At 66.2% G+C, this 23700-nt stretch carries 29 protein-coding genes and 1 pseudogene; 15 read left to right on the forward strand and 15 right to left on the reverse strand.

The features are described from left to right. Positions 1-173: 173 nt before the first annotated feature. On the reverse strand, positions 174-518 hold the full coding sequence (locus tag MRQ36_RS27350; protein ID WP_242799628.1) for a hypothetical protein: 345 nt from the start codon (positions 516-518) through the stop codon (positions 174-176). Positions 519-795: 277 nt separating this feature from the next. Next, entirely contained in the window at positions 796-1377 is a 582-nt protein-coding gene (locus tag MRQ36_RS27355; protein WP_242799629.1) for an endonuclease domain-containing protein, read from the reverse strand. A 334-nt stretch (positions 1378-1711) separates the two neighbouring features. Here MRQ36_RS27355 and MRQ36_RS27360 point away from each other — a divergent pair, with 334 nt between their 5' ends. Next, complete coding sequence (locus MRQ36_RS27360) at positions 1712-2287, forward strand: DUF4262 domain-containing protein (RefSeq protein WP_278187610.1); 576 nt, start codon at positions 1712-1714, stop codon at positions 2285-2287. A 156-nt stretch (positions 2288-2443) separates the two neighbouring features. On the opposite strand, the gene MRQ36_RS34775 is transcribed toward MRQ36_RS27360, so the two are convergent. Both MRQ36_RS34775 and MRQ36_RS27370 read right to left on the reverse strand, forming a co-directional pair. Continuing rightward, entirely contained in the window at positions 2444-3424 is a 981-nt protein-coding gene (locus MRQ36_RS34775; protein WP_374250809.1) for a response regulator transcription factor, read from the reverse strand. A 251-nt stretch (positions 3425-3675) separates the two neighbouring features. Next, a complete protein-coding gene (locus tag MRQ36_RS27370) occupies positions 3676-4119 on the reverse strand; it encodes a DUF4304 domain-containing protein (RefSeq protein ID WP_242799631.1) in 444 nt (147 codons plus the stop codon). Positions 4120-4472: 353 nt separating this feature from the next. On the opposite strand from MRQ36_RS27370, the gene MRQ36_RS27375 reads away from it, so the two are divergent. The 5 genes from MRQ36_RS27375 (at position 4473) to MRQ36_RS27395 (ending at position 9440) form a co-directional block, all read left to right on the forward strand. Then, positions 4473-5012 (forward strand): hypothetical protein, encoded by a 540-nt coding sequence (locus MRQ36_RS27375; protein WP_242799632.1) that lies wholly within the window; start codon positions 4473-4475, stop codon positions 5010-5012. Positions 5013-5243: 231 nt separating this feature from the next. Then, positions 5244-5645 (forward strand): hypothetical protein, encoded by a 402-nt coding sequence (locus MRQ36_RS27380; protein ID WP_242799633.1) that lies wholly within the window; start codon positions 5244-5246, stop codon positions 5643-5645. Between the two features lie 1292 nt (positions 5646-6937). Next, positions 6938-8152 carry a DUF4041 domain-containing protein gene (locus MRQ36_RS27385; RefSeq protein ID WP_242799634.1) on the forward strand — a complete coding sequence of 405 codons (1215 nt, stop codon included), beginning with the start codon at positions 6938-6940 and terminating at the stop codon, positions 8150-8152. A gap of 41 nt (positions 8153-8193) precedes the next feature. Then, complete coding sequence (locus MRQ36_RS27390) at positions 8194-8817, forward strand: hypothetical protein (RefSeq protein WP_242799635.1); 624 nt, start codon at positions 8194-8196, stop codon at positions 8815-8817. A 179-nt stretch (positions 8818-8996) separates the two neighbouring features. Then, a complete protein-coding gene (locus MRQ36_RS27395; RefSeq protein WP_242799636.1) occupies positions 8997-9440 on the forward strand; it encodes a hypothetical protein in 444 nt (147 codons plus the stop codon). Between the two features lie 36 nt (positions 9441-9476). On the opposite strand, the gene MRQ36_RS27400 is transcribed toward MRQ36_RS27395, so the two are convergent. The 3 genes from MRQ36_RS27400 to MRQ36_RS27410 are packed head-to-tail and all read right to left on the reverse strand — an operon-like array spanning position 9477 to position 10609. Then, positions 9477-9713, reverse strand: a complete 237-nt coding sequence (locus tag MRQ36_RS27400) for a hypothetical protein (protein ID WP_242799637.1) — start codon at positions 9711-9713, stop codon at positions 9477-9479. 10 nt (positions 9714-9723) lie between these two features. Continuing rightward, positions 9724-9891, reverse strand: a complete 168-nt coding sequence (locus MRQ36_RS27405; protein ID WP_242799638.1) for a hypothetical protein — start codon at positions 9889-9891, stop codon at positions 9724-9726. 4 nt (positions 9892-9895) lie between these two features. After that, a complete protein-coding gene (locus MRQ36_RS27410) occupies positions 9896-10609 on the reverse strand; it encodes a hypothetical protein (RefSeq protein ID WP_242799639.1) in 714 nt (237 codons plus the stop codon). A 712-nt stretch (positions 10610-11321) separates the two neighbouring features. Between MRQ36_RS27410 and MRQ36_RS27415 the strand changes: the two genes are divergently transcribed. The 4 genes from MRQ36_RS27415 (at position 11322) to MRQ36_RS27430 (ending at position 14134) form a co-directional block, all read left to right on the forward strand. Further along, on the forward strand, positions 11322-11822 hold the full coding sequence (locus MRQ36_RS27415; RefSeq protein WP_242799640.1) for a YfbM family protein: 501 nt from the start codon (positions 11322-11324) through the stop codon (positions 11820-11822). Positions 11823-12068: 246 nt separating this feature from the next. Beyond that, the gene (locus MRQ36_RS27420) at positions 12069-12620 is read left to right on the forward strand and encodes a YrhB domain-containing protein (RefSeq protein ID WP_242799641.1); all 552 of its coding nucleotides are present in this window, start codon (positions 12069-12071) and stop codon (positions 12618-12620) included. 247 nt (positions 12621-12867) lie between these two features. Further along, positions 12868-13302: a hypothetical protein gene (locus MRQ36_RS27425; RefSeq protein ID WP_242799642.1), complete on the forward strand. Its 435-nt coding sequence runs from the start codon at positions 12868-12870 to the stop codon at positions 13300-13302. A gap of 481 nt (positions 13303-13783) precedes the next feature. Then, positions 13784-14134: a hypothetical protein gene (locus MRQ36_RS27430; RefSeq protein ID WP_242799643.1), complete on the forward strand. Its 351-nt coding sequence runs from the start codon at positions 13784-13786 to the stop codon at positions 14132-14134. A 902-nt stretch (positions 14135-15036) separates the two neighbouring features. Here MRQ36_RS27430 and MRQ36_RS27435 read toward each other — a convergent pair. Both MRQ36_RS27435 and MRQ36_RS27440 read right to left on the reverse strand, forming a co-directional pair. Then, a complete protein-coding gene (locus tag MRQ36_RS27435) occupies positions 15037-15498 on the reverse strand; it encodes a hypothetical protein (protein WP_242799644.1) in 462 nt (153 codons plus the stop codon). 189 nt (positions 15499-15687) lie between these two features. Then, positions 15688-16107 carry a DUF4259 domain-containing protein gene (locus MRQ36_RS27440; protein WP_242799645.1) on the reverse strand — a complete coding sequence of 140 codons (420 nt, stop codon included), beginning with the start codon at positions 16105-16107 and terminating at the stop codon, positions 15688-15690. Between the two features lie 79 nt (positions 16108-16186). Here MRQ36_RS27440 and MRQ36_RS27445 point away from each other — a divergent pair, with 79 nt between their 5' ends. Further along, complete coding sequence (locus MRQ36_RS27445) at positions 16187-16624, forward strand: hypothetical protein (protein WP_242799646.1); 438 nt, start codon at positions 16187-16189, stop codon at positions 16622-16624. A 505-nt stretch (positions 16625-17129) separates the two neighbouring features. Then, positions 17130-17651, forward strand: coding sequence for a hypothetical protein (locus MRQ36_RS27450; RefSeq protein WP_242799647.1), 522 nt, complete (start codon positions 17130-17132; stop codon positions 17649-17651). A 6-nt stretch (positions 17652-17657) separates the two neighbouring features. On the opposite strand, the pseudogene MRQ36_RS27455 reads toward MRQ36_RS27450, so the two are convergent. The 4 genes and pseudogenes from MRQ36_RS27455 to MRQ36_RS27470 form a co-directional block, all read right to left on the reverse strand. After that, a pseudogene (locus MRQ36_RS27455) lies at positions 17658-17949 on the reverse strand (transposase); the annotation flags it as partial. A gap of 581 nt (positions 17950-18530) precedes the next feature. After that, the gene (locus MRQ36_RS27460) at positions 18531-18731 is read right to left on the reverse strand and encodes a hypothetical protein (RefSeq protein WP_242799648.1); all 201 of its coding nucleotides are present in this window, start codon (positions 18729-18731) and stop codon (positions 18531-18533) included. A 1152-nt stretch (positions 18732-19883) separates the two neighbouring features. After that, a complete protein-coding gene (locus tag MRQ36_RS27465; RefSeq protein WP_242799649.1) occupies positions 19884-20090 on the reverse strand; it encodes a DUF397 domain-containing protein in 207 nt (68 codons plus the stop codon). Next, on the reverse strand, positions 20087-20974 hold the full coding sequence (locus tag MRQ36_RS27470) for a helix-turn-helix transcriptional regulator (RefSeq protein ID WP_242799650.1): 888 nt from the start codon (positions 20972-20974) through the stop codon (positions 20087-20089). The genes MRQ36_RS27465 and MRQ36_RS27470 overlap by 4 nt, the downstream gene beginning before the upstream one ends. Positions 20975-21351: 377 nt before the next feature. Here MRQ36_RS27470 and MRQ36_RS27475 point away from each other — a divergent pair, with 377 nt between their 5' ends. Genes MRQ36_RS27475 through MRQ36_RS27485 form a run of 3 tightly spaced genes read left to right on the forward strand, consistent with a single transcriptional unit; the run spans position 21352 to position 22386 of the window. Next, positions 21352-21699, forward strand: coding sequence for a hypothetical protein (locus tag MRQ36_RS27475; RefSeq protein WP_242799651.1), 348 nt, complete (start codon positions 21352-21354; stop codon positions 21697-21699). 1 nt (position 21700) lies between these two features. Next, positions 21701-21982, forward strand: a complete 282-nt coding sequence (locus MRQ36_RS27480; RefSeq protein ID WP_242799652.1) for a hypothetical protein — start codon at positions 21701-21703, stop codon at positions 21980-21982. Beyond that, entirely contained in the window at positions 21979-22386 is a 408-nt protein-coding gene (locus tag MRQ36_RS27485) for a hypothetical protein (RefSeq protein ID WP_242799653.1), read from the forward strand. Before MRQ36_RS27480 ends, MRQ36_RS27485 begins: the two co-directional genes overlap by 4 nt. Positions 22387-22433: 47 nt before the next feature. On the opposite strand, the gene MRQ36_RS27490 is transcribed toward MRQ36_RS27485, so the two are convergent. Both MRQ36_RS27490 and MRQ36_RS27495 read right to left on the reverse strand, forming a co-directional pair. Further along, positions 22434-22862, reverse strand: coding sequence for a hypothetical protein (locus MRQ36_RS27490; RefSeq protein WP_308194988.1), 429 nt, complete (start codon positions 22860-22862; stop codon positions 22434-22436). Between the two features lie 186 nt (positions 22863-23048). Further along, the gene (locus MRQ36_RS27495) at positions 23049-23684 is read right to left on the reverse strand and encodes a hypothetical protein (protein ID WP_242799655.1); all 636 of its coding nucleotides are present in this window, start codon (positions 23682-23684) and stop codon (positions 23049-23051) included. Positions 23685-23700 lie beyond the last annotated feature (16 nt).

Below are 23700 nucleotides of genomic sequence, written 5' to 3' on the forward strand. Positions count from 1 at the left end.
CAAAGGTGCCGTGCTTCGGCACGGCGATGGCCTACAGCCACCCTTGACCCCACCGAGTAGTGCAGTCTTCAGCACCTCCGGTGGATGGGGGCAGGCTAGCGGCCACCTTTCGCCAGGAGGCTGGACGATCGTCGATTCCCCCACCGGGAGATCCACGGCTACCGCTGTTGCCGCTAGCTGGCTGAGGTAGGGGACAGCGGCAGCGCTACGCGTCGGCCCATCCCCAACTCCTCTGCTTCGTCGTCAGTGACGATCGCGAAGGCACCAGTAGGCACCCGGTCGAGGGTTGCCACCTCAGAGGCGACCCGGAGCAGGGCACTCTCGCTGCTGCCGGTGATGAAGAAGACGTAGACCTTTCCGTCTTCTTCCCCGTCGTCGTACTCCTGGACGCCGCCCTGCTCCTCCAGGTCCGCCAGGAAATCCTGAACATCACCGATCCATGGGAACCGGTACTCGTCGTCTGTCGCGCCAGGATCCGCCATCAGCGGGATGTGGATCTCAACAACCATCTTCGGCATGGCAGTGATTCTCGCCGAGGCTGAGGTGACTGCGGCGGCGGGCCATCGATGAGGCCTGGACCCCGCGCAGTGCGGTCAACAGAGTCGTAGGCGCAGGGTGCTGCCGAGGCGCCGGCTCGTCTCCGGCGCGGGATGGGCGGCGGGTCGAACATCGTCGACCACTCGAACGGGGCCAACGGTGACCGACCGCGAGTCGATCGCAGTGCCGGGCCCTTAGGACACGGACGGCGCACGAAGATCCACTGCTCGGCCTTGCCTAGCATTGCGGGGTGTCATGCTAATGACGCAGGGCGCCGAACCTGGCGTGAATCTCCGCTCGGCGTTGCTTCCGCCGCTGCTCCCAGTTCGGGTCGCATACCCGGCAGCGGCACGGCGGATCCCACAGCGCCACCTTCCGGCGGTGCCGCTCCGCCGTCGCCCTCTTTCGCCGCTCAGTGAGCGCACATCCGGCCCGATCCAGGTAGGCGAGCGCGCTCCACTCCCACGTTCCGTCTTCGTCGATGCCGGGAACCTTGCCCCACAGCTCCAACTCGCCCAGCCAACCGTTGCAGCTCGAACAGAGCAGACCCCGGATGCAGTCCCCGCAGGTGTTGTGGTGGTCCGGACAGCAGAGGTGGTCGTGGTCGATGTAGAGGGGCTTCGCGTCGGCCCCTTGCAGGTGTCCTCGCTTGCAGATGCCGCACACCCCGTCCTGGGCGTTGCGGAGCTGCCGGTACCGCTCTGCCGTGATTCGGTGCCGACCGAGAGCCTTCGTGGGTAGGCCGAGCGCGCACACCTGCAATGGGTCTCGGCCCACGACGACCAGCGCCAGCGACGTAAGCGCGGTTACGTCGGCGGCCATGCCCTCGATCAGAATCATCCGCCCGCGATACCTCCTCGTTGCGTGTCTTGACGGGGATGATTCCACCGCCATGGGAAGGGCCGATGGCGGCCCGACCTCGACCTCCTCCGCAAACGCGTCCTCGCCACCCCCTTGGGCCATCAAGATCAATCACAGAATGTGTGCCAGAGCCAGTTTTCAGACGGAGCCGACAGCTGGCCAGGTCTTCCTGGCCGGTGACCTCTTCGGCGATCCTGAAGGTGTCAGTACCTGTAGCTCAGGTTCACTGGCTGACATCCGCTCATGCCGGCGAGCGGATGCTGAGGTACTGATCGCCTGCGTGGTACCAGGATCGCCTCTGTACGATGCGTCGATGCCTGAACCGCTCAACCGCGAGTGTCATTGTCTGCTGTGTGAGGGTGACGGCGCCCCCCGGCGTTGGTGGCGGTCAGCGGACGGGTCTTGGCCGGATCGTGAGCGCCGGAACGCCCGGCTGGTCCGTGAGTATGGGTGGGGTGTGACCGGCGTTCATGGCATGACCATGCCCGACTGGGCGTACTCGATTGGTCTGTGGCACAGCTACGGCAGTGTCGAGGTCTGCCTACTCGGCGTGCCCCAGCAGCAGGGTATGGACATCGTCAACGCGGTCGGCGAACGAATTCGCGACGGGCTCACGCTGACGCCGGATCTGAAACTGGTGGACGTCGTTGACGAGCACGAGCTCCGCCTCGCTCCGGTGCACAGCAGCTGGTACGAAGGATTGTTCGGTGCTGCCATCGACTACTATCAGCGTCCACCGTTCCCGGTGGTTCAGCTCCTGTGGCCTGACACGTCTGGCCGGTACCCAGGGGACCCAAAACGTGAGCACGGTGCCTGTGACGCGCAGCCGGCGCTGTGGCGGCCGATGGGCGAGCACCCGCGCTGTGTGTGGACGGAGACGCCAGCATGAGACCGGTATCTTTGCGTCGTTCCGCGGCCGTCAAGACGCTGCGTGCCCATGCCGGCTCGATCAGGCCTGCCTTGGAAGGTGTCACCCGCTGAAGTGCCCGGGGGCAATTGGCGGCCCTGACGTTGTCGTGGACCTGGCGGTCGGCTGCCCATCCGGTCATGTGGCCGTGGGTGTGACAAGACCCGACTCGTAGGCCGCGATGACGGCCTGCACGCGGTCGCGGCAGCCGAGTTTGCGCAGTACTACAGACATGTGAGTCTTGACTGTCTCCTCGCCGATGACCAGATCGGCGGCGATCTCAGCGTTGGACAAGCCTCGAGCGGCGGCGAGAAGCACCTCCTGCTCGCGCCGGGTGAGGGTGGCAAGCCGCTGGGCCCTCGGCCCTGACGGGACCGGTTCGGCGGGGCGTGACGGCGCGCTGTCGGCGGGCACGGCCGCTTCGGCGGGTTCCGCCGGTGGTTCGGAGATCGACGCGGCGCGAGTGACCTGCAGCCGGCGCTTCACAGATCTCGTGAGCACGGCCGTCAGCACGACGGCGGGCACCGCGCCCAGGTACGCCGCCAGGTAGAACAGCCTGGTGCCGTCGAGCCACCGATCCGGGTCTCTGGCGTATAGGTGGACTGACCCGACGATCGGCACGCTCCAGGACACCCCGCTCGTGCAGTAAGCCAGTGCCAGGGCGATCGCCAAGGCTGCGATCCACAGCGCGCGTCGGCGGGCGCCGTCAAAGACCGCAACCCCGAGGACGGCCAGGTTTGCCAGCCACCAGCCCCACATCATCGTTGTCGTTACCGGTGAGAGCACCCAGGGGACTGCGGCCAGCAGGCTCGCCAGGCCGAGCCGACGCCGCGACAGAACGACCGCCATGATCGCGGCGAGGTTGGCGAGCCCGAGCGCGATACGGCCAACACCCGGCACAACGTTCGGAAGGTCGCCGATGACCGGTCCCGACGGCGGCCGGGCCGGCGTTGCCAGGAGCACGAGCCCCACGACGATCGCGAGCGTCAAAGGCGCAGCCCACTCGGCCACGACGGCCCGCAGGCCGGCCCCAGCCACGGAGAAGCCAACCAGGCGCCGCGTCTGGTTGGCACCCGACTGCACATGCGGAAGGTCAGGATCGGCCACGTCTTCGAGCATGCCAGCGATCCGGTACCTCACACCTCCCGGACGACGGGGGTATCGCCTCCCCCGTACGGGGGAGATCGTGCCGCGGCCTCCTACTCCTGCACGGCGCTCCGCCCGCCCGGCAGGCGCTCGTGCCTCATCGGGAGGAGCGATCACCAACCCGTTCGAGGGCTTCTCCTCCTCTACGGGCTTCAGCGACCATTGTTAACGAGACCGGCAAGCGGGCAGGACGCGGCGGTAGTTTGATCTCGGCGAGGCTCGACTCAGCTGTTGCTCACTGCAGTGCGCCGAGCCAGCAACGCAGGAAGGCCAAACTCCCGAATGGCCGCCACGACTTCCGCGGCGGCGTTTGGCGCATCCCCGGGACCTGTGATCGTCCACCAGTGGTCTCGCTCGGTTGGCATGAGAGCGCCGATGCGCCTCGACCAAACCGGCTCGCCGTAGTAGTCGTTTGCCGAGGGCACCTCGGGCAAGTGAGGTTTTGCCTGCCGGCTTCGGGTCCACGCACCCTTATCCACCAGCAAGAAGTTGACGGTGAACTTCGCGCGGTCAGCGGTGTTGGACATCGATGACTGAAATCCGATCCGCGCCCAAAACTCTTCGTCGTCGAGCCGGTACAGCTTGCTCGATCCCTCCAGGCCCATGTCTCTGAGGGCGGGAGCTGCCACGTCACGCAGCACCGCTTTGTAGGCGTCCTGAGCAGTCATCGGGTCGCTCCACGCTCGGCGCCGGCACCGGCGCTGCGACGATTCACCGGAGCACCATGCCATCCGCCTGCCAGTAGCCGATACCCCGGGTTCTACCCCCGCGCCTCGCAGGACCCCCGCGGTGCAGGTCGTCAGGGAACCGCGTGGCCGACGGCCGGCAGCCGTTGTCGAGACGGGACGGTCGGAGGCGGTGGCGTGCCCCTACGGCAGGATGATCTCGATCGGCGGTGTTGCCGGCGTGGAGATCCGGTGCTGAAGGGTCGTTCATCGAGGTGACAACGGCCGACGGCGCATGAGTGGGCTGACGTGTGTTTAGATCTGGGCACTTACCGATGCTGGCTCGGAGGTGAGAAATGAACGACTCGGTCAATATGATTGATCGTCTTGCTGATCTGGTGGGACGGGAGGTTGCAGCCCCAAAGGCGATCGACTGGTCAACTCTCATCGAAGCCTCAGGTCACGACTTCCCGCCTGATTACCGCCGCTATGTTGAACGCTTCCCGCCGGGTGCCATTGGGCCGCTCACGGTTCACCACCCTGGCCGGTGGGGATTGGTCGATTTTGTGACTTACGCGAGGAACTACCACGATGTAATGAATGATAAAGCCGAAATGGAGGGAGTCTATCCGTATCACTTTGGCGAGTCGGTCGGCGACCTGTGTATGTGGGGTGCTGTTCAAGCCGATTACCTACTCTGTTGGCATATAACGTCAGCTTCTCCGTCGGACTGGCCGACTGTGGTTTGCGACATTGCGATGGCTGAGGCACCCGAACTCTACAATGGGACTATGGCAGAGTTGCTCCTAGACCTTGGCGAACGGCGAGAGTCGGTGTCCGTGATCAACTATGTCACCGATACAAGTTTGCCGTACAGATTTTTCCCGTTCGCGTAGCGGTCATAGATGGACCCTCCTCGCCGCCGAAGTGGATTCGAAAAGATGCCTTCCGGCAGCTGTGCTCGGGTTTGTTAATTGTGCCCGGCGCTCTCCCGTGGCGCTCTCAAATGAGATGGCAGGTGGCGTGTCGTGAAGCGGATTAAGGGTAAGCGCAACCCAGGTGGTTCCGAATCGATGCCCCCTGAGGAGATGCCCCGAACACTCATGGGCAGATTCCTCTTGGCTAGCATGCTGCGTTACAAGTCCGAGAGTGACCGCCTGTCGGCGAACTTCGGCGAGTTCAGTTCCTTGGCTTCAGCTCATGTCATGATTGCCGCCTTTGAAGTCGCGGTCGGGCGACTCTTCGCCTCAGCAGCTGATCTCGAAGAGATTCGCGTATTCGTTGCGGATATGCGTCGCGGTTTTGGAGTAGAATTCCCCTCGCTGGAGACAGAGACGCTCATTCGGCACATGTTGGGCGAAGAGGTTGCCATAGGCGGTCTGTCAGTAAAGACGAAGACGCTGGCTATGATGTTTACCTTGATGGCATGGGCGGACTTCCAGCAGCGCGCCGAAGTCGGAGTGGCATCTCTCGTATGCGAGGCAGAGCGTAAGGCGTTCGCGCGGGGGTACCAGCCGGAAGTCGCCTGATACGCCGACCCGCGACGATCAGGTGGGCGGTTCATGCCGTCATGGTTCCAGGGCGGCGCCCGGCCTGGCCATGACGGATGCCGGAGGGACTGTCCCGAGACCCGCCCGTCCGTGTCAACTGCCGCCGGTTCCGGAACGCAAGATTGGGGGAGCAGGATGGGAGCAGGCGGGTGCACTGAACGGCCTTGAACAGGGCCTAATGGCATCGAGCGGCGCTCAACTGCACCCACCACGACCTGCCAATTCGCGTTTCCGCAGGTCAGAGTCGGTGCAGCGTCCTGCTTCACACGGGAGTGCTCCGCGGTATCGAAGAGTGGTCGACAATTCTCTATATGGCCTGGTAGGAGAGTGTGCGCAGGTCGCGGCGGTAAGGGGCTGCTGGATGGACTGGCCTTGCAGGTGGGAGCAGATTGGGCGCAGGTTGGCGAAGTGGTCACCGTGCCCGAAGAGCTCACTGAGCCCGGGGCGGGGCAGAGGGCTTTGACCTGTGGAGATGCAGGGGAGCGGTCTGGTGTGAACTCCCAGAGAAGACCGAAGTGGTCAGGGTTCGCTGCTTCCCGCCTGGCTGTTGTCGGCTGTTGGCCTGGGGCCCGCCAACGCCGATCACGAGGGCCATGCCGCATCGACGTACGGCTATGGGAGCCGTCGTGGTGGCGTCGGTATGGATCCCGCGAGTTGAGACCCGAATCCCACCCGGCAAACCTCTGAGCAGGGCTTCCTGAGCGGTGACCTCTTCGGCGAACCTGAAGTGGTCATCGAAGGCGAATTGGTCGGTGCTTGACCGGATGTCGACTTGCACACGCCTCATTGCGATCGCTGGTGCGGCGAGGGCCAGCCGGGCGTGGCCCTGTTCGTTCGTACCTTCCTGGGTCGGCTATCTGACCCTAGGTGAGCGGTTGGATACCTGGGTGGGTCCTGTCGGCGGGACTTGTTAGCTGAGTGATCGATGTCGGGATACGGCTGTGACGCTACCGTCAGCGGTTCATGCGTGACACGTGGGGGAATGATCTGTGTCGTACCGTTTCAACGCTCCGCCGAATTGGCCGACGCCGCCGGCGGGCTGGGTGCCTGGCCCTGGGTGGAAGCCCGATCCGGCGTGGGGGCCTCTCCCGCCGGGATGGCAGCTGTGGGTTGCCGAAGCGCCGCCCGTTGTTCCGGTCGGGCGGCAGCAGTCGCCCGTCGCTCCTGTAGTGGCTGCTCCCGTGCCTCCGTCCGCTCCGACGGCACGGGCCGACGAGTCTGAGATTCCGCTGTTCGGGGCGCGAGGGAAGGCGCGGGAGTTGGCTGCGGAGGTGACGCATCTGCGGGCGGAGCTGGAGCGGCTCCGTGTGGAGATGAACCGTCTTGGTGTGCTGCCAGCGGTCGAGCTGGAGCAGTATCGAGAGCGGCTACGGCGCGAGATCGCGGAGCAGGCTGCGGCGGCTCAAGCGCAGAAGGCGGATTTCGACCGCCAGTTACGTGATCTCCGCGAGCAGGTCGTGGTGACTGAGGAGACGGCGCTGCTGCAGGAGGCCGGCGTCTACGAGTATCGGCATCCCCTGTCGGATGCGGTCGCTTACCAGGCCGCTCTGGCCGAGCTGCAAAGCCAGATCAAGAGTATGACGAAGCGGGAGGGTGGCGCGGTCTTGGCCGCGACTGGCTGGACGGTGAACGGGTCCGCGGCCGAGGGGCGGGTGATGGTGCGGGACTTCTCCAAGCTGATGCTGCGGGCCTATAACGCTGAGGCGGACAACCTGGTCCGTGGTCTGAAGCCCTACAAGCTCGACTCGGCCGTCGAGCGCCTGGGCAAGGTGGCCGCGACGATCGCCAAGTTGGGCAAGACGATGCAGATCCGTATCTCCGAGGACTACCACCGGCTGCGGGTTCGCGAGATGGAGCTTACGGCGGACTACCAGGCGAAGGTCGCCGAGGAGAAGGAGCGTGAGCGGGAGGAGAAGGCACGGCTGCGGGAGGAGCGACGGGTTCAGCAGGAGATCGAACGCGAGCGGGCCCGTCTCGACAAGGAGCGTCAGCACTACGCCAACGCGCTTGCCGCGTTGCAGGCCAAGGGCGACGTCGATGGTGCCGCCCAGCTGCAGGAGCGGCTGTCGCAGATCGACACCGCGATCGAGGACGTGGACTACCGGGCCGCCAACGTGCGCGCCGGCTACGTGTACGTCATCTCGAACTTGGGAGCGTTCGGCGAGAAGATGGTGAAGGTTGGTATGACCCGGCGCCTCGACCCGCTCGACCGGGTGAAGGAACTCAGCGACGCCTCCGTACCGTTCAACTTTGACGTGCACGCCCTGTTCTTCTCCGAGGATGCCGTCGGCATCGAAGCCAAGATGCACGCCCGCCTGGCCGACCGGAGGGTCAACCTCATCAACCAGCGACGTGAGTTCTTCTATGCCACTCCCCATGAGGCCAAAGAGCATTTGCTCGAGCTGGCCGGCAGTTTGTTGCAGTACGAAGAGGTCCCCGAGGCGCTCGAATACCGGCAGAGCCTGACCCAGGCCAAGGACCGATGATGGCGACGCTCGGCAGGCCATACCGGAACCCAGGAGCTACCTTGACGACCACCCGCACCCGCCGCCTCGCCGTCGCGGCGGCCGCGATGCTCGCCCTCGCTGGCTGCGGCGACGATCCGGCGCCCACCGCGGCGGCGACTAGCGCACCGCCGAGCCCCACGCCGTCCACGCTGCCCGCGACCAGCTCGGCCCCACCGCCGGCCAGTCCGACGCCGGATATGGCAGTCGTCGAGGACGGCCCCGCTGACGCGGCTCTGACGTTCGGGAAGTCGGCCCCCATCGCGGATCTCGCGACGGCCACCGCCTACGGCTTCCGGCAGCCGGTCGCCGCGAACGCCCCCCGCCCCAATGGGCAGCCGGGACTGACCTGGGCCGCCGTCGACGTGAAGGTGTGCGCGGTGAAGAACCCTGACGACGAGTACGACGGCATCATCGTCACCAACGACCGGTGGAAGCTCGTCTACGCCGACGACACCGAGATGGGCGCGTCGAACATCACCTACAACCAGTTCCCGCAGCCGGAGTACCCCACAGGGGAGAAGGACCTGCCGGACGGGAAGTGCGTGCGCGGCTGGATCACCTTCCGAGCGCTGAAGGACAAGCGGCCGGCCTACGTGGTGTACGAGCCGGAGAACCAGCCGGGCGCGCGTTGGGCCGTGAAGTAGTACCACCACGCAGGGAAGGGGCGGCCACCCGGAACGAGGGCGGCCGACCTTTTTCGCGGGCCAGCGGCATGAGCGCACGGCGGCTCGCCGAGGACGAATGATCGTCCTCAGCTCAACGCACCCTCCACACGGAGGTCAGGAGAGTCGGTGAGGATGAAGTCCTGGGGGATGATGGGATCGTGAGTTTCGACCTCCTGGTGCTGGCCGTGGGAGATACAGTCTCTCCCGGCGACGTGCGCGACATGATCGAACATTGCACCGGCCCCGGGCACCGTGACGGGGAGCTCGACCCACGGATCGTGGCCTTCTACGAGGAACTGCGGCATCGGTTTCCGGATCAACCACCCTACGGCCCGGAGCCGCCCTGGATGTCCATGCCCCTCGACGTCGGCATCGATCACGTCAGCATGAGCATCAGCCATTCAACGCGAGGTAGCAAGGCTGTAGAGGCGGTTTGTCGCCTGGCCGAGCGGCACGGGCTGGTTATCTATGACCCCCAGGGCGGCGAGATCACCGGCTTGGATCAGGACTACCGGAAGGCGGTGCGACCGAACGGCGATGCCCTTGGGCCGCCCGTAACACTGGTCGCAGGACTCCCTTGGGCGGCGGTTACCCGGGACTAAGTTGCGCTTCAACATCGCAGTCGGGTCTGGGCCTTCTCAGTCGTCGGCGGCGGGCACCTCGACGTCGCGCCAGTGCAGGTGGTTCAGGATCAGGCCAAGCAGCTGCACGGCCTTCCACATCCCGATGCCCGTCGCTGTGGCCGCCGCGGTAACCGGGATCGCCCAGTATGCGCCCTGAACCGCCGGGTACAGGCCGGCGAGCGCCACCACGAGCGCCGCCGGCCAGCTGATCGACGTAGAGAGGGGCTTGCTGGTGTCGCTACCGCGCGCCATGACGGTCTCCTCAGGAAGGGTGAGCTTGATTGGAGGCACGGTAGACGGTGCATGCCGATTCACGCAGTCGTCGACGCTTCGGCGGGCCCATCAACTCCTCGACGAACCGGCCGACGGCAATCAGGCCGGGCGCCGTGAGACCAAGCACCGACGCGACGTCGCCTTCCCACTCGGTCATCGCTTTAGTCCTCGTCGCTTGTGTCGCTGCCGGTACCGTCGTAGTCAGCTGCGGGATCGGGTGCGTCGGTGCATCTGTCGACCGGGTTGACCGGCGAGAGCGTCTTCGTGTCGAAGCGAATCCGCCACGTGGTCCCGTCCTTCGCAGACAGCGCTATCTCGCCATCATCCAGGAAGCGTGCACGGCCGAACAGCCATGCCGGCCCGGTGCCGGATGCTGCCGCCATGAAGCAGGCCAGACTGTCGATACTTTCGCGGCTGGCGATGCCCTCCCGACTTTGCAGCCTCAGCAATACTTTGTCGGAGCTGAAGAATCCGGGCCACCGGTATGACACGAGCTTGAAGTCGGGAGAGGTTGCCACGACCGCGTCCTGGTACGTCTGCCCGAACTGCGGGACCATGCTGAGAAGCAGTCCCGCCGCAGCTACGACCGCCGTGACGGTGTGCAGGGCCCAACGGGCAACGCGGTGCCTGATAGCGAGTTGGGCCGCTGCCGCTACCAGGCCGGCGGCGAGCGCGACACCCAAGAGCGGGTGGGCCAGTGGCCGCAGGTAGATGTGCCCTCCTTGCTTGGGGCTCTCGCACAGGAGTCCTCCACCCGGGCAGCGCCAAGCCAAACCCCCAGCCCCGTCGTTGTTCGCGACGACCGTCACGGCAACCGCTGCTGCGGCGAGGCCCAGTAGCCCGACGGTGAGCCAACGGCGCAGGATCGGTGTCACGACCGGCAGTATGCCAGGCGGTACTGCCCACGAGTGGCTGTCCGCAGGTGGCCATGCCATCCACCTGCCATGATCTGTGGGAACTCCCGCTACGGCGTACGCGCCAAGACGGTGCTGACAGATGTCGGCCCGGTGCTGTTCATGAGCGCGATCACCTCGCCCGTGCACCGAGACGGTTAAAGCTGCACGGTCCGGTCAGGGGCCGGAAGTCGGAGCTGTTCGTCTTTCAAGGGTTTCCGCCCGATCTGACCTTACTGGGCCATACGTATGGCTGACTCCGCGACGCGTCGACGAGCGCTAGCGTTGCCCCATGGGTTTCCTGTCCCGTCTCTTCATTCCGCGCGGAGTCCGACGCGCTATGCATCCGGTCCGATCGGCGAAGCGGGCGGTCCGCAAGGCTGTCGTGCCGAAGAGCGTGCGTAGGGCCAGTTACGCTGCTTCGCAGATCGCCAACCCAATAGGCGCGTTGAAGTACCACGCGGTCGAGCGGCCCCTCACGACCGCGCTTCGCAGCGGTTCGACGAACCGGTCGGCCGCACCCGCACCGGTGTACCGGCACGGCCATTGTGCCGTCAAGCACCGCAGCCCCGAAGCGGCAAGGCGTTGTCGGAACCGCTGATTGCGGGGGTTGCTGCCTCTGCCGCAGGTGCCGCCTGACGGGAGCCATCGACCGGGCTGACCGAATGGCACACATATGAAGGGGGCCGGCTGCATGAGCATGGTGTTGATCGGGCGCCGGTTGTCGCCTGAGGAGTTGACGGCGGTGCTCGCCGATCCGACGGCCGTCGACAGGCTGCTATACGGCGACCTGGACGATGATGAGGCCGAGATGCCCGAGCCGGAGCTTGACCTGGACAAGTCGTGGCACGGCATCCACTACTTGCTCACTGGCACTGGCTGGCAGGTCAGTGAGGGTGCCGGGACGGCGATACTCGGTGGCGTCGAGATCGGCCCGGATGGTGGCTACGGTCCGCCCCGGCTTCTCGACCGGGACACCGTCCGTGCTGTGGCCGCCGCGCTCGACGCATTGGATGTGGAAACACTGCGAGCCCGCTTCGACCCGGGCGCCATGGCTGCGGCCGATATCTATCCGGACATCTGGACTAACGGTATTGACGAAATCGACTACCTCATGTCGCACTTCGACCATCTGCGCCGGTTCTACCATGCCGCAGCGGTGAACAGCCAAGCAGTGCTGGTGGCCATCACCTGACGTCGAGACCGCCTGCGTTCGATTGCCGAGGGGCATCAAGCACCCGCTTCAGGCGGAGACGCCAGCAAGCCGCAGACACCTCGGCGGACCCGGAGGCATCCGCCGGTCTGGGCTGCCGCTTCTCAGGAGGGCACTCTCCGCTTACGCCGATGACAGGACGTCGATGGGATCAATGATCCTTGACGAGACGCGAGCGGCGTTCGAATCCGGTTAGTGTGGTGGTCGTCGTGATGGATGATGCGGGTTGTGATCACCAGGGAGCGGGCTGTCGCGCCTTTCGAGGCTTTGCTGGTCAGGCGGGGACGGGAGGGGCTGCTGGCCGATGTGCCTGAGGTCGCGGTCTGTGGTTTCGAGGAGCACACGCTCGGGTGGTTGGTGTCCTGGCAGTCTGTGGAGTACCTGCGCTCCGGTGATTTCGGAAGGATGCTGGTGGGGCAGGGTCCCTACCTGGTGGACGGGGAAGACGGCAGTATCCACCACATCCCGGTTGCGATATGCGGCTCGGATCGATGGGTTGAGGTGTATCTGCGGCAGTACAAGGGCGTTAGACCTGCGGATCTGCTGCTCGCTGAAGTCCGTGTCCTCGTGCAGGGTGGGGACAGGATGGCGGCGCTGCGGTATGTCCGCCGGCAGGCGCCGCGGGTGGGGCTGCGGGATGCGAATGCGTACGTTGACGCGGTCAGTGAGGGGGATGAGCCCTCGGAGTGCTTGACGAGCCTCGCGCGGGAGGAACCAGAGCCGCTGCCGTTAGCGATCGAGAAGCTTGCCGGCCCGTGGAACGAGGGCGCTGGAGGGTAGGCCAACAACTGAGGATTGGGGCCGCCGCCACACAGAAGACGACGACCGACGGCGAGCATGCTGGGCGCCTCATCGCACGCTAGCCAAGATTGCGAAGCGGCCTGGTCACGACGGGCGGCCGCGTGGATCTGCCGAAGGCGTGCGCTGAAGAGATACGGTCGCCCAGCAAGCGTGACGCGACGAGAACGGCTGCCGCAGCGGCAGGGCACTTCGAGCAAGCCGAGTTCAAGGCAGGGGGCGGCAAGGGATGACCACCAGGATCCTCCGGCTGTGGTCGAAGGGTCTTGCGCCGGGGTGGGATGGTCTCTACCGGGCGGACGGCTCTGCACGCGTCGTCGAGCTGAGCGGCGGAGCGAGGTTGGACGGGTTTGAGCTCGGGCCGTCGCTCGACTTGGACGCCATGCTGGAGGAGGGACCCGGCAGGCTGACCGACGTCGACATCCTTCGCGGCGCGGACGTCCTCTTACCCGACGACTCTGGTTACGTGTGCGGCGGTGACGGTGCCCACGGCTCGGAAGGCTTCTTCGCTCGGCTGGACAAGGACCGGAATCTGGTGTGGATCGTGGCGTTGACCGACTCCAACCCGTTCGAGAAGGCGGAGGTGCGCGGCTCGCTGGCCACGTTCACCAACAACCTGGGCAACTCGGTGACGATCGACCTCGACCATCCCGACTTCGCGTGAGCCCCGGCCGTATCAGCAGCGGGCGGGAGCAAGCCTCCGGGCGCCGGGAAGAACTTCTGCTCAACCGTGAAGATCGCCATGAGGGATCCTCGATGAGAAGTTGGTCGCCGTAGGCGGGACCTGCCGAACGAGGATCTTGCTGGTCGCTCGGGTGACCGTGCTCGCTTCAGGCGTTAGATCTGCCAGGGCGGAGTTGGTAGGGATTCCGGATGCTGAGACTCGAATCCCACCGGCAGTCATCTGACCAGGGCTTCCTGGTCGGTGACCTCTTCGACGAGCTCGAAAAGCGTCAGTACCGGCGGCTTCGCTTCACGGGTCGGCAACGTCCGTTGGGGCAGAGCGGAAAGCGCTTGATCCTCTTCTGCCGTTGACGGCGTCCGGCGGCGCAACTATTTACCGTGAGTGCGAAGAGTCGCTCAGGGGCATCTTGAAGGCGGGCCCTGGTCGCGAAGGCATCCAGCCGGTGGCCAGCGCCTGACGGATGCCTACAGCCACCGTTCCGGGCATTACTGGCTGGCTCGGCAGTCCGATCCAGTTGGAGGGTTTGCCGGGCTCGGCTCTGGGTCTGGTGTCGAACCCGGCGTGGCATGGTTACCGGATGATCCGTCTTGTGGCCGAGGATCCGGCCGTAAGCCTGGACGAGGGACAGGCCAGGCGAATCCAGTTCTGGTTGCTGGAGATGGTGCCCGCCCGCGGCTGCGATGTCCGGCGTGAACCGACCGTGGAGATCACCATCATCGGGGCCTACGCGGATGAGCTGCATCCGCCGCTGTTGGAACGGGTGGAAGCCATTGCCGGGTGCCGGTTCGGAGTGGTTACTACCGGCGGCTGACTTCGTCGAGACGCCATGCGGCATTGGTCGTGCTCCGCAGTCGGCCCGGTCGAGGTGGCACGGCGGTTAGCTGGGCGACCTTGCGCGGCCGGTTGGCTTTCAGATTCCGCACGGGTTGGTCGGTGGAGCAGGGTGGGAGCAGGCGGGTGCACTGAACGGCGTTGAACAGGGCCCAACGGCATCGAACGGCGTTCAACTGCACCCACCGCGACCTGCGGCTTCGCGTTTTTGCAGGTCAGAGTCGGTGCGGCGTCCTGCTTCACGCTCGAAGTGCTCCGCGGTTTTGAGTAACCGTCGACGGCGCTCTATGTGTTCTGGTGGGGGAGTATGCGCAGGTCACGGCGGTAAGGGGCTGCTGGATGACGTGGCCTTGCAGGTGGGAGCAGATTGGGTGCAGGTTGGCGAAGTGGTCACCGCGTCCGAAGTGCTCATCGACGCTGGACAGATTCGAGGGCCCCGACCTGCGGTGATGTGGGCGAGCGGTCGCGCGTGACCTCCCAGAGAGTACCGAAGTGGTCAGCGCTGGCTGGTCCTGCCTCGCTGGCGCCGGTCTGCCGTCCTAGGTCCGCTGGCGCCATCCCCAGAGCTCTGCTGCATCGACGCGCGGCTCTGCCTCTCGCCATGGCGGAGTCGTTGGGTATTCCGACAGCTGAGACTCGAATCCCACTGGAAGTCCTCTGACGAGGGCTTCCTGGTCGGTAAGCTCTTCGGCGAATCCGAAGAGGCTAACGGCTTGAGCCGAAGATGTCGGCTGGCACCATCTGAGGCGGTGCGTTGAGGTGAGTTATACGAGCAGACACGCTGGCACAGGACAGCAGGGTGTCCTACACCAACATCACTGCTCGACGCTGATCGGCGAACAGCGAGCGGACCGAGCCGTCCTTGCAGGGCAGGGTTCCGGCTCAGTGGAGAGGCGCTACCCAGACGGGGAACGGTGGAGGTAGCGCTTTGGTGGCGAGCGAGGCTGCGATCCGCTCGACGGTCGCTAGCTCGTTCCATGGGATGAGCCCCGGGGTGGGGTCAGCGGCGACCAGGGCGACGACCTCCGCAGCGTCGGTGGTCGCGCGGTACGGTGCTCGGAACGGAATCCGGTCGGCGGGCGCCGATGTCAGTGAACAGCGGAGCTGGCCAGCCTGTTTGTCGTACCAGGCGTAGAAGGTCGCCGGGCCGGTAACCCGTTGCCGGAGTTCGCGGTGCACGAATTGAAGCGCTGCGACCACCGCCGTCGCGTCTAGCCGTCCCTGCGGTACTGAGTAGCCCCAGGTGTTTAAGCGTTGCTCACGGTCCGTGTCGTCGGGCAGCAACATCACTTCGTCGTCGTCTAGATACGAGCGCACGAGGGCCGCAAGGTCGCTAGGGTTCATACCAGCCCTCCGGGTTGAAGATCACTCACGGGTCTGCTGCACCGGCAGGTGACAGGTCTAGTCATGCGGCCTGACTGGCCGGTGGGTGGAGGCGTCGTCCGCTGTGGCGGTCAATCCGAACACCTCCTTGTCGCAGATTGCCGTAGGCCAGTCGCATCGCCGTGCCGCCGGCGTTGCACCAGCTGCCCGCTACGCCGGCAGGACTCTGCGCGGACCGCAGACGGCGTCGAAGGCCGGGTTGACATCCCCGGCGGTGGCGTCTTGCCACAGGTCGCGCCATTCGGAGTCCGTGGACATGATCCGGTCGAGCGCCCTTGCCGCGAGCACCGCCAGGTCGCCGGGCACATCGAGCTGGCCACCGTTCAGGAGGAAGTCCGGCGCGTACGGGGAGGTGATCGGCTGCCCGCCGGGCTGCTGCGCGGCCACAATCGCGGCTGCGGCGATCGCCTCGCAGGCGATGTCGGCATCGAGGTAGCCGTCCTCGCCGGCGGCTCGGTTCAGCGCCTCGCGGACCATCGCCGGGCGCTTGGCCACGTCGGCGTCGTCGAGGTCACTACACCAGTCAGCGGCGGTGTCGTTGTCGAACGGTCCGTTGCCCCAGGTCCCCACGAAGCCTCCAAGATCGGTTGCGCGGCATTCTCGCACCGGCCACCGACAGGTCGAACTGGAAGGCGGCTATGGTGCGCGGATGGCGATCGACGGGTCGGGGCAGCGGCGGCCGGAGATGGCAGCGGCCGAGCTCGACGCCTACCTGCGCGAGTGTCGGGCGGGCGGCTATCCGGTGGCCCGGGTCGTTCACGTGGCGTGTGCGTGGTGCGGCGGGTCGGAGTTCGGGCTGCGGGTCGACGACGAAGCCGGCTACGCCGACCGTACATGTCACTTGTGCGGTGGCCGGTGCGTCATGCTCGATGCTGTTGACGTCGCCGAGGACGCCGAGCCTGGTGACGCCGCCTGCTTGTGCGGCGGTGAGCGGTTCGACGTTGCGGTGGGGTTTGCGCTGCGTGAGGACGGTGAGGTGCGGTGGGTGTCGGTGGCGTTGCGCTGCACTGCGGACGGCGTCCTCGGGGTCTACGCCGACTGGAAGATCGACTACTCGCCCAGCGGTCACCTCATGGCCCGGGTCTGACAGGAGTGGTCGAGTGACACAGCCGCGGTTCCGTTGCCACCCCGGCCCGGTCGCGACATCCTGATGCCCCTGGGCCAAGCTGCCGTTAACGGTGGACTCGGGTGGGGGGGGTGACGCTGAGCGTTCCTTGAGGCTGTCCGAGGAACCGCCACCCGTCCGTGAGCTGCCGATGCAGGAGCCGCCCGGAAGTACTGGTGAGGCATCTGAGCTGCCGGGTACGACAGTGGTCAGCAGGTCATGGCAGGGGGCGGTGGTGCCGTCAAGCGCGGCCTCAGATCTCGGGGTCGTGGGTACGCCACCGGCAGAGAAGATCCGGCCGGCGAACATCACCCAGATGGTGGTGTCGGTGGCGTCATCGGCGTACCCCCTTCGGATCTCGGGGCGGGCGGGGAACCGCCAGGGGCTGGGTGTGCGTCTTACCCCTCTGTTGGATCGTTCTATACGTAGTGTCCGTCTGGCGGTGTGTGCCGCCCGAAGGAGGTCGATGATGCCTCGCCGTGTTCCCGTGCTGCTCACCCTGCCGCTGCTGGCTCTGCCTGCGGCCTGTGCCTCACCGTCCGCGTCCGCCATGCGGCGAGTGCCGAACGCTGAGCAGTCGTATTGGCCTGCCCAGGATGCGCTTAACGATGCCGCGGAAGCCGTGGATGGCGTCGGCGGGCGCTGGCCCGACGTGTACGCGGACGTTAGCCTCGATGTTCCCGCTGGCGTGTTGCTGGTGCACCGTATACCTACTGCCGGTTTCGACGAGGCGGTGCGTCAACTCGATCTGCACGTCGCGGTGCGTTTCGTCGACGCTCAGCATTCCGCTCGGGCGCTCGACCGGTGGGTCGAGCAGATCCGTGCCGACATGGACTACTGGCGGCAGCGGGGTGTGACCGTGTACGAGGTGGGACCGACTATTGGGCAGTGCGTCAGCGTTGGCGTCGGTGACCCGCAACGCGACGCCGCTGCGGTAACCGCTCATTACCCGGGCTTGCCGCTGTGCGTGGAGCAGGGTGCACCGGCGGTACCACTCACCGCCCTCTAAGAGCTCCTAACTCTTTGAGCGCTGCAGCCGGCGCCAGCAAACGATGGCGCAGGCGAGGGTGAGGAACGCTTCGTGGATGTCGTCGCGGATCTCCCAGCGGATCCGCAGGCGGCGGAACCAGTGCAGCAGGGCGATGGTCTGCTCGACGACCCAGCGTCGGGTGCCGAGCCCGGAGCCGTGCGGGACGCCGCGTCGGGCGATGACAGGGTGTGACGCCCCGCGTGCGTAGCTCGCGGCGGTACTTGTCGAAGTCGTAGCCACGGTCGGCGTAGATCCGCTCGGGCCTGTGCCGGGGCCGCGCGATCTCGGCCCAGAGCTCGTCCGAGACGATCCACGGCGGCTGCTCACCCCTCCTCACGTTCAGACAGAACGATCCTCACGTCCCGAGGACACGCCCAACATCAATTCGTTAGGAGCTCTTACCCAGCGAGAGGCCGACGGAAGCCGACAGGGCGAGCAGGTCAGCGGCAGCCATCGACGCCGGCCGACAACCGTCTTGATCTTTGCAATGCGGGGGTCGGGTGGAAGGCTCGGCGCGTGACCAGCAGCTACCTCCGAAGCACCCGGCTTGACGTGGCCGAGATAAACGGCTCATCCAACGGCTCCCGGATGCCCACCGTGCCTAGGATGCGGCGGCGGACCTCTGGGACGAGTTGGGGCCTCCCGAGCAAGACGATGCGGTGAGCCTCGGCCTGTACCTCCAATGGGCGGCGTTCACCAGGGCAGCGTGCCCGATCGGCGCCCGATACAGCGGTCAACATCGGGCCGCAGCAGCATCTCGGTCCTACGAAAGCGGAGCGACGGGTCAGATTTCACCAGCTGGCGTTGCTGTTCGGGGCCTAGATAAATCCGATTCCCAAGCTGACGGTGTCGCCCGCCTCAGCCACCTTCGTTGTGTTGGAAGTAGCGTTCATTGATCCGCGCCGCACCTCCGGGCTTGCCGGCCATGATCTGACGCCCCTGCCATTCGACGGTCCGCTCGTCACTCCAGCCCACGCAGAAGTGCAGGCGTCCTCCGGCAGATAGGTTGCCGGGCCGCCACAGCTTCATCGGCAGCAGGTCGACCAGGAGAGCGAGCATGGCGTGAGGGTAGTCCTGGGCTTCCGGGAAGTCGTCGGCTAGAGATATCGGCTGAGGCCGGCACCCACCGCGGCCAGAGGAGGGCCAAGTACTTACCCTGATGCGCTTGTAGTCAGGTCGGCGAGTTGGTTGACGGACGCCCTCCGGGCGCGGGCTGGGAGCTGCTGGATGCGGTGACGTGGAGGCAGTGCCCGCATCGCAGCTGATGGCCTGACACCGGCACATCCGGCAACCGCACCGGTGCCGGCGTGGGCGGTAGTCGCCCGTGTCTGCCGGTCAGCCGCCAGCGGTGTCGTGTCGAGATTAGGGGAGCGATATGGGAGCAGACGGGTGCGTTGAACAGCGTTGAACAGCGTCTAACGGCCCTGAACGGCATCCAACTGCACCCATCCGACCTGCAAGTTTTCGTTTTCGCAGGTCAGAGTCGGTGCGGCGTCCTGCTTCACACCGAAGAGGTCACTGGTTCGATCCCAGTATCGCCCACCATGAATGCATGCAGGTCAGAAGCCCGTTACCGGAGTCGCCGGTAACAGGCATCGGTCGTCCTGCCCCTTAAATTGGGAGCAGATTGGGAGCAGGGGCTCGGTAGGTGACACGCCGCCGATGTGTCTACCGGGTGATGGTGCAGCGGTGAGGCCCGCCCAGCGCGGGTGACGGAGCTGCGGTGCCGGACTGGTGGGGGCTGGACCTGGTCGTGGTCGCAGGTGAGGGCGGCACACGTTCGCGGTCCGCGAACACACGCGCTCATAGGCGCTTCGCCAGGCAGTCCTCGCGTCCTCAGCGGACGTATGCCACGGGGTCTCTCGGCTGGGCGGAGCGCTGACTCGTTGGTGCCTGTTGCGGTGGCCGCATGGAGCGGAGGTTCCGAGAGACTAGGCAGTCGGCATTGTCATCGAGTGACGTTGGACACTACGCGGAGGCGCGCAGTGACGCGCCTCCGGCCCCTGTCGGGGATTGGAGCCGGCACCAGTCCCACCGTGGGTAACTGCTCCGGGGGCGCGGTCAGTAGATCACGATGCCCACGCGACTTCAGGCCGGCACTAGTTACCACGGCTTGCGCGGACGCGCCACTGTGGTGCAAGCAAGGGCACGCGCAGGGCGCACCATGTTCGCCGATGGGCTGGTGGGGACCGTGCGGCGGACGCACTTCGCCTATCGGGGGGTGAACTGTCCGTGCTTGGCGCCGGCCAGGAAGCTGGTCCAAGCTTCTGGGCGGAACAGGAGAGCCGGGCCGGTTGGGTCCTTGCTGTCCCGGAGAGCTACCGCGTCGGCGAGGCCGGCGACCTCGACGCATTGGCCGTTTCCGCTGGACCGGGTGCTCTTTTTCCACTGGGCGCGGGACAGGTCAACTGGGGTCATCCCGTACCTCCTTCCTGACTGATCGCCGTGGCGTGTTCCTGGATCAGCTTGATTGAGCTGCTCGGGTCGAGTGCGGTGGCGCGGAGGTGTTCGAAGGTGCTGGTGTAGCGGCGGACGTCTGCTTCCCGTTCGAGGAACAGGTCACCGGCCATGCTGTCGACGTACACCAGGGCGGGGTCGGCCGGGTCGGGGAAGTCCATGACGACGAACGAGCCGGGCATGCCGGCGTGCGCGCCAGAGGTGAACGGGATGACTTGAAGCGTGACGTGCGGCTGGCACGCTGCGGTCACCAGGGCATCCAGCTGTTCGGCCATGACGGCTGGTCCGCCAGTCAGCCGGTGTAGGACGGCCTCGTCGAGGATCGCCCAGAGGCGCAGCGGCTCCGTCTTGCGGAGCGACTCCTGCCGCTGCATGCGCGCCTCCACCCGGGCTTGCACGTCCGCGTCGGTCGCCAGCGGCAACACACCCCGGATGACGGCACGGGCGTAGTTCTCGGTCTGCAGGAGGCCCGGGACGAAGAGCGACTCATAGTTGCGGACCGAGCGTGCTTCGGCTTCGAAGCTGATGTACGTGGTGTAGAGCTCCGGCAGCTCCGACTCGTACGCCTGAAGCCAGCCCAGCTGCGCGGCCTGGCGGGACAGAGCGATGAGTTCGCTGCGCTTGTCCTCGTCAGTGACGCCGTACTTGTCCAGCATGGCCATCAGGGTGCGCCGCTGCGGGCGGACCTTGGCTGTCTCGATGCGGTAGAGCGTGGCGGGGTTGATGCCGGTCTGCTCGCTGACCTCGTCGCGGGTGAGGCCGGCTGCGGTACGCAGTCCGCGCAGCTCCGCCGCGAGCCGCCGGAGGCGCACCGTGGGTGGTTGCCGTCGAGCTGACAACTCCATGTCCCTTCGCTCCTGTCGTAGTCAAAGTGTGCCCGCCGTGCGGATGCAACCTCCAGGCAGGCTGAGCAAGTGACAAACATGCGAATGCAAGCCTTGCATTATCACTAGTGCATAGGCACTATAGGCCTGAGCATGTCAGGTCGGCGCCGCCCGCGGAAGCCGGGCGGTGCGGCGGTGGGCTCGCGCTCCCAGGGGCCCACCGCCCGTCCGGCCTCGGACACCTCTCGCCCGGGACGCAGCCCGTCACCCGAAAGCGGGCTGCGTCCTGCCGAGAGGCCGAGTCAGGGAGGCAACGCAGTGGTTCCACCCCTCGTCCTGGCGGTGGTCGCGATGCTCGGCTTCGCCGCCGGACTGTTCCTGTTCAAGGTCAAGTCCCGATGGTGCCGACGGTGCGGTTCGGCACTGAACTGCCCCGACTGCGGAGGCCGCAGATCCCGCCCGCGTCCTGGCCGGACGAGTTGGACGAGCGGACTGTGACCCCCACGCCAATCACACCTGAAGTCGCCGTCGCACCCGGCGACGTCGTGCTCCTATGCGAACAGGACTACCAGCACGGCAGCGGCCCGCTACGGCTGCGGATCGTCTGCGTCCGCCTCGACCTCAGCCTCTGGTACGACGGCCAGTGGGTGTGGCTCGAAGGCATTGAGCTCAACCCGGATGGGCGAGCGGGACGCTTCCGGCAGGTACTCGCCCGGGTCGCGGCCCTGCCGCCGTCGAAGGTGTGACATGGCCGCCACCGTCTACCTATCCGCAGCTGCCATCGACCAGCTCACCGCCGCGCAGCGAGCGCTCGACGCGCACATCACCTCCAGCGCCACCGGCTACTGCCTGCGCTGCCATCTCATCGGCCCCTGCCCCACCAATGAGCAAGCCGCCGCCACCTTCACCCGCTACGGCCGCCTTCCCCGACGAACGCCGGGCGCGACCCGACCTCAGCTCATCAACGCCCGCCGCATCACCGCCGGCCCTGATCCCGCAGCCGACCTCACCCGGAGGAACCAACCGTGACCCTGCCCGACATCGCCGCCGCCCTACGAGACCTGCACGTCTCCATCGGCCAACAGCAGGATCTGACCAAGGTCGTCATCCAGGACGCCGAGAACGCCCGAGCCGAGTTCCGCGCCCTCACCACCGGAGCCACCAACCCCCTGGTTAACCGGGCACTGGGCAACTACGCCCAAGGGATCGTCAAGCTCCGCGACGGCTCCTGGCTGCTTGCCGAAGCCGGCGGCATCCTCGCCGAGTACGCCCGAGCCATCGGTATCGACATGCCGCCACGGCAGCCAACCGACGGCAAGCGGAAGGTTGAGCCGATTCATGACGAGCAGAGCGACAGCGGTCCCCGCCAGCCCGGCACCCAACGGCTCCCGCACGCCGACGAGCCGGCACCGCACGACCCGGCAGCTGGCTGATCCTCCGCGGACTTCAGGGCGCGGCGGAATGCAGCGACGGCCGGTGCTCAGCCACCGGCCGTCGCCATCGCCACCAAGTGCTTACCGACGAGGTCCTGAGCATGCTTGACCTCGTCCACGCCTTCTTCGAGGCGGACAGGCGCCTGCCGGCACGCACGCACCGCGCTGTTGAGCAGGTTGTTGCCGCCGCCCCGGCTGACCTTCTGGAAGTGAGCCTGGGCCTTGTTCACCGAGTCGACGACCTCGGCGATGCCACGTCCCACCTGATCGAGCGTCTGCAGCACCATGCTCAACTCCGCCATCACCGAACCGATCGGACCGCCACCCCGCCCGGCGTTGATCCGATCCAGTCCGGCGTTCATGGCCCGCCCGGCCAGGCCCCCGACCTTCATGCCGGCGTAGGCGGCACCAACCGCGATCAGAGGGGACGGGTGATAACCGGCAGCGTCGGCGGCTGCAGTGGCCGCGACGGCTATGCCTGCCCCTGCAGCCTTGCCGATCTTCTCGCTGACCTTGGTGATGCCCTCCCGAGCAGACTCGACGGCGGTGTCACGTACAGCTCCCGCTGCCGCCGTGAGCGCTCCGGCCGCCTTCCCACGTGCACCCGGGACTCGTGCATCTCTCGTTCGACCTCGGCCTTGTCTGCCCAGCCCGAACATCGTTTACTGCGCCGGTTCCAGGAATGCGCATCCGGCGGCAACGAGCATAGGAATTACCTTGGCCGCATCGAGCGCCAGCTCACCCGCCGTCATCGCGTCGATGTCCTCGCCGCTGGCTCGTTGCTCATCCGCGAGCTGAGTTGCGATTGCACAGGCGTCCCACAAGGAGCCAACGGTCGAGGAGAACGCCCACAAGTTGTAGACGGTGAAGTTCACCTTGACGAGGGCCTGCCCGTTATGCCCGATGAGCCGTCGGTCCGGCTCCTCGGGGGTGTTACCCATGCCTTCCGCGAGCGGATGGAGCTTGATCCGCCGGAACGCCTTTTCCAGCTCACTGTCCGGGTCGAACTCAATCAGTAGCCCCCGGTCAAGGAGTCGGTCGATGACCGGCCCCGGGTCGGCAGGTCCGTTGCCGGCCGCGATCACGTCCCGCTGAAGTGTCTCGCGGTTGACCTCCAAGCGGGCCTGCCGCTCTGGGTCGAGGAAAGCTCGCCCCCATACCTGAAACTCTTCGTCGGTCAGTTCCTCAGAGTCGTTGCCGAGCCGGACCTCCCAGTACTCCGGGTCTGGGTCGGGTGGGGTGACGTACCGGTAGGAGGGGCCGAGGTTGAGGCCGACGGGGACGATGACGGTGGGCATCGGGGGACCTTCCGGG

It is taken from the genome of Micromonospora sp. R77 (genome assembly GCF_022747945.1).
In the GTDB taxonomy this organism is placed as follows: domain Bacteria; phylum Actinomycetota; class Actinomycetes; order Mycobacteriales; family Micromonosporaceae; genus Micromonospora.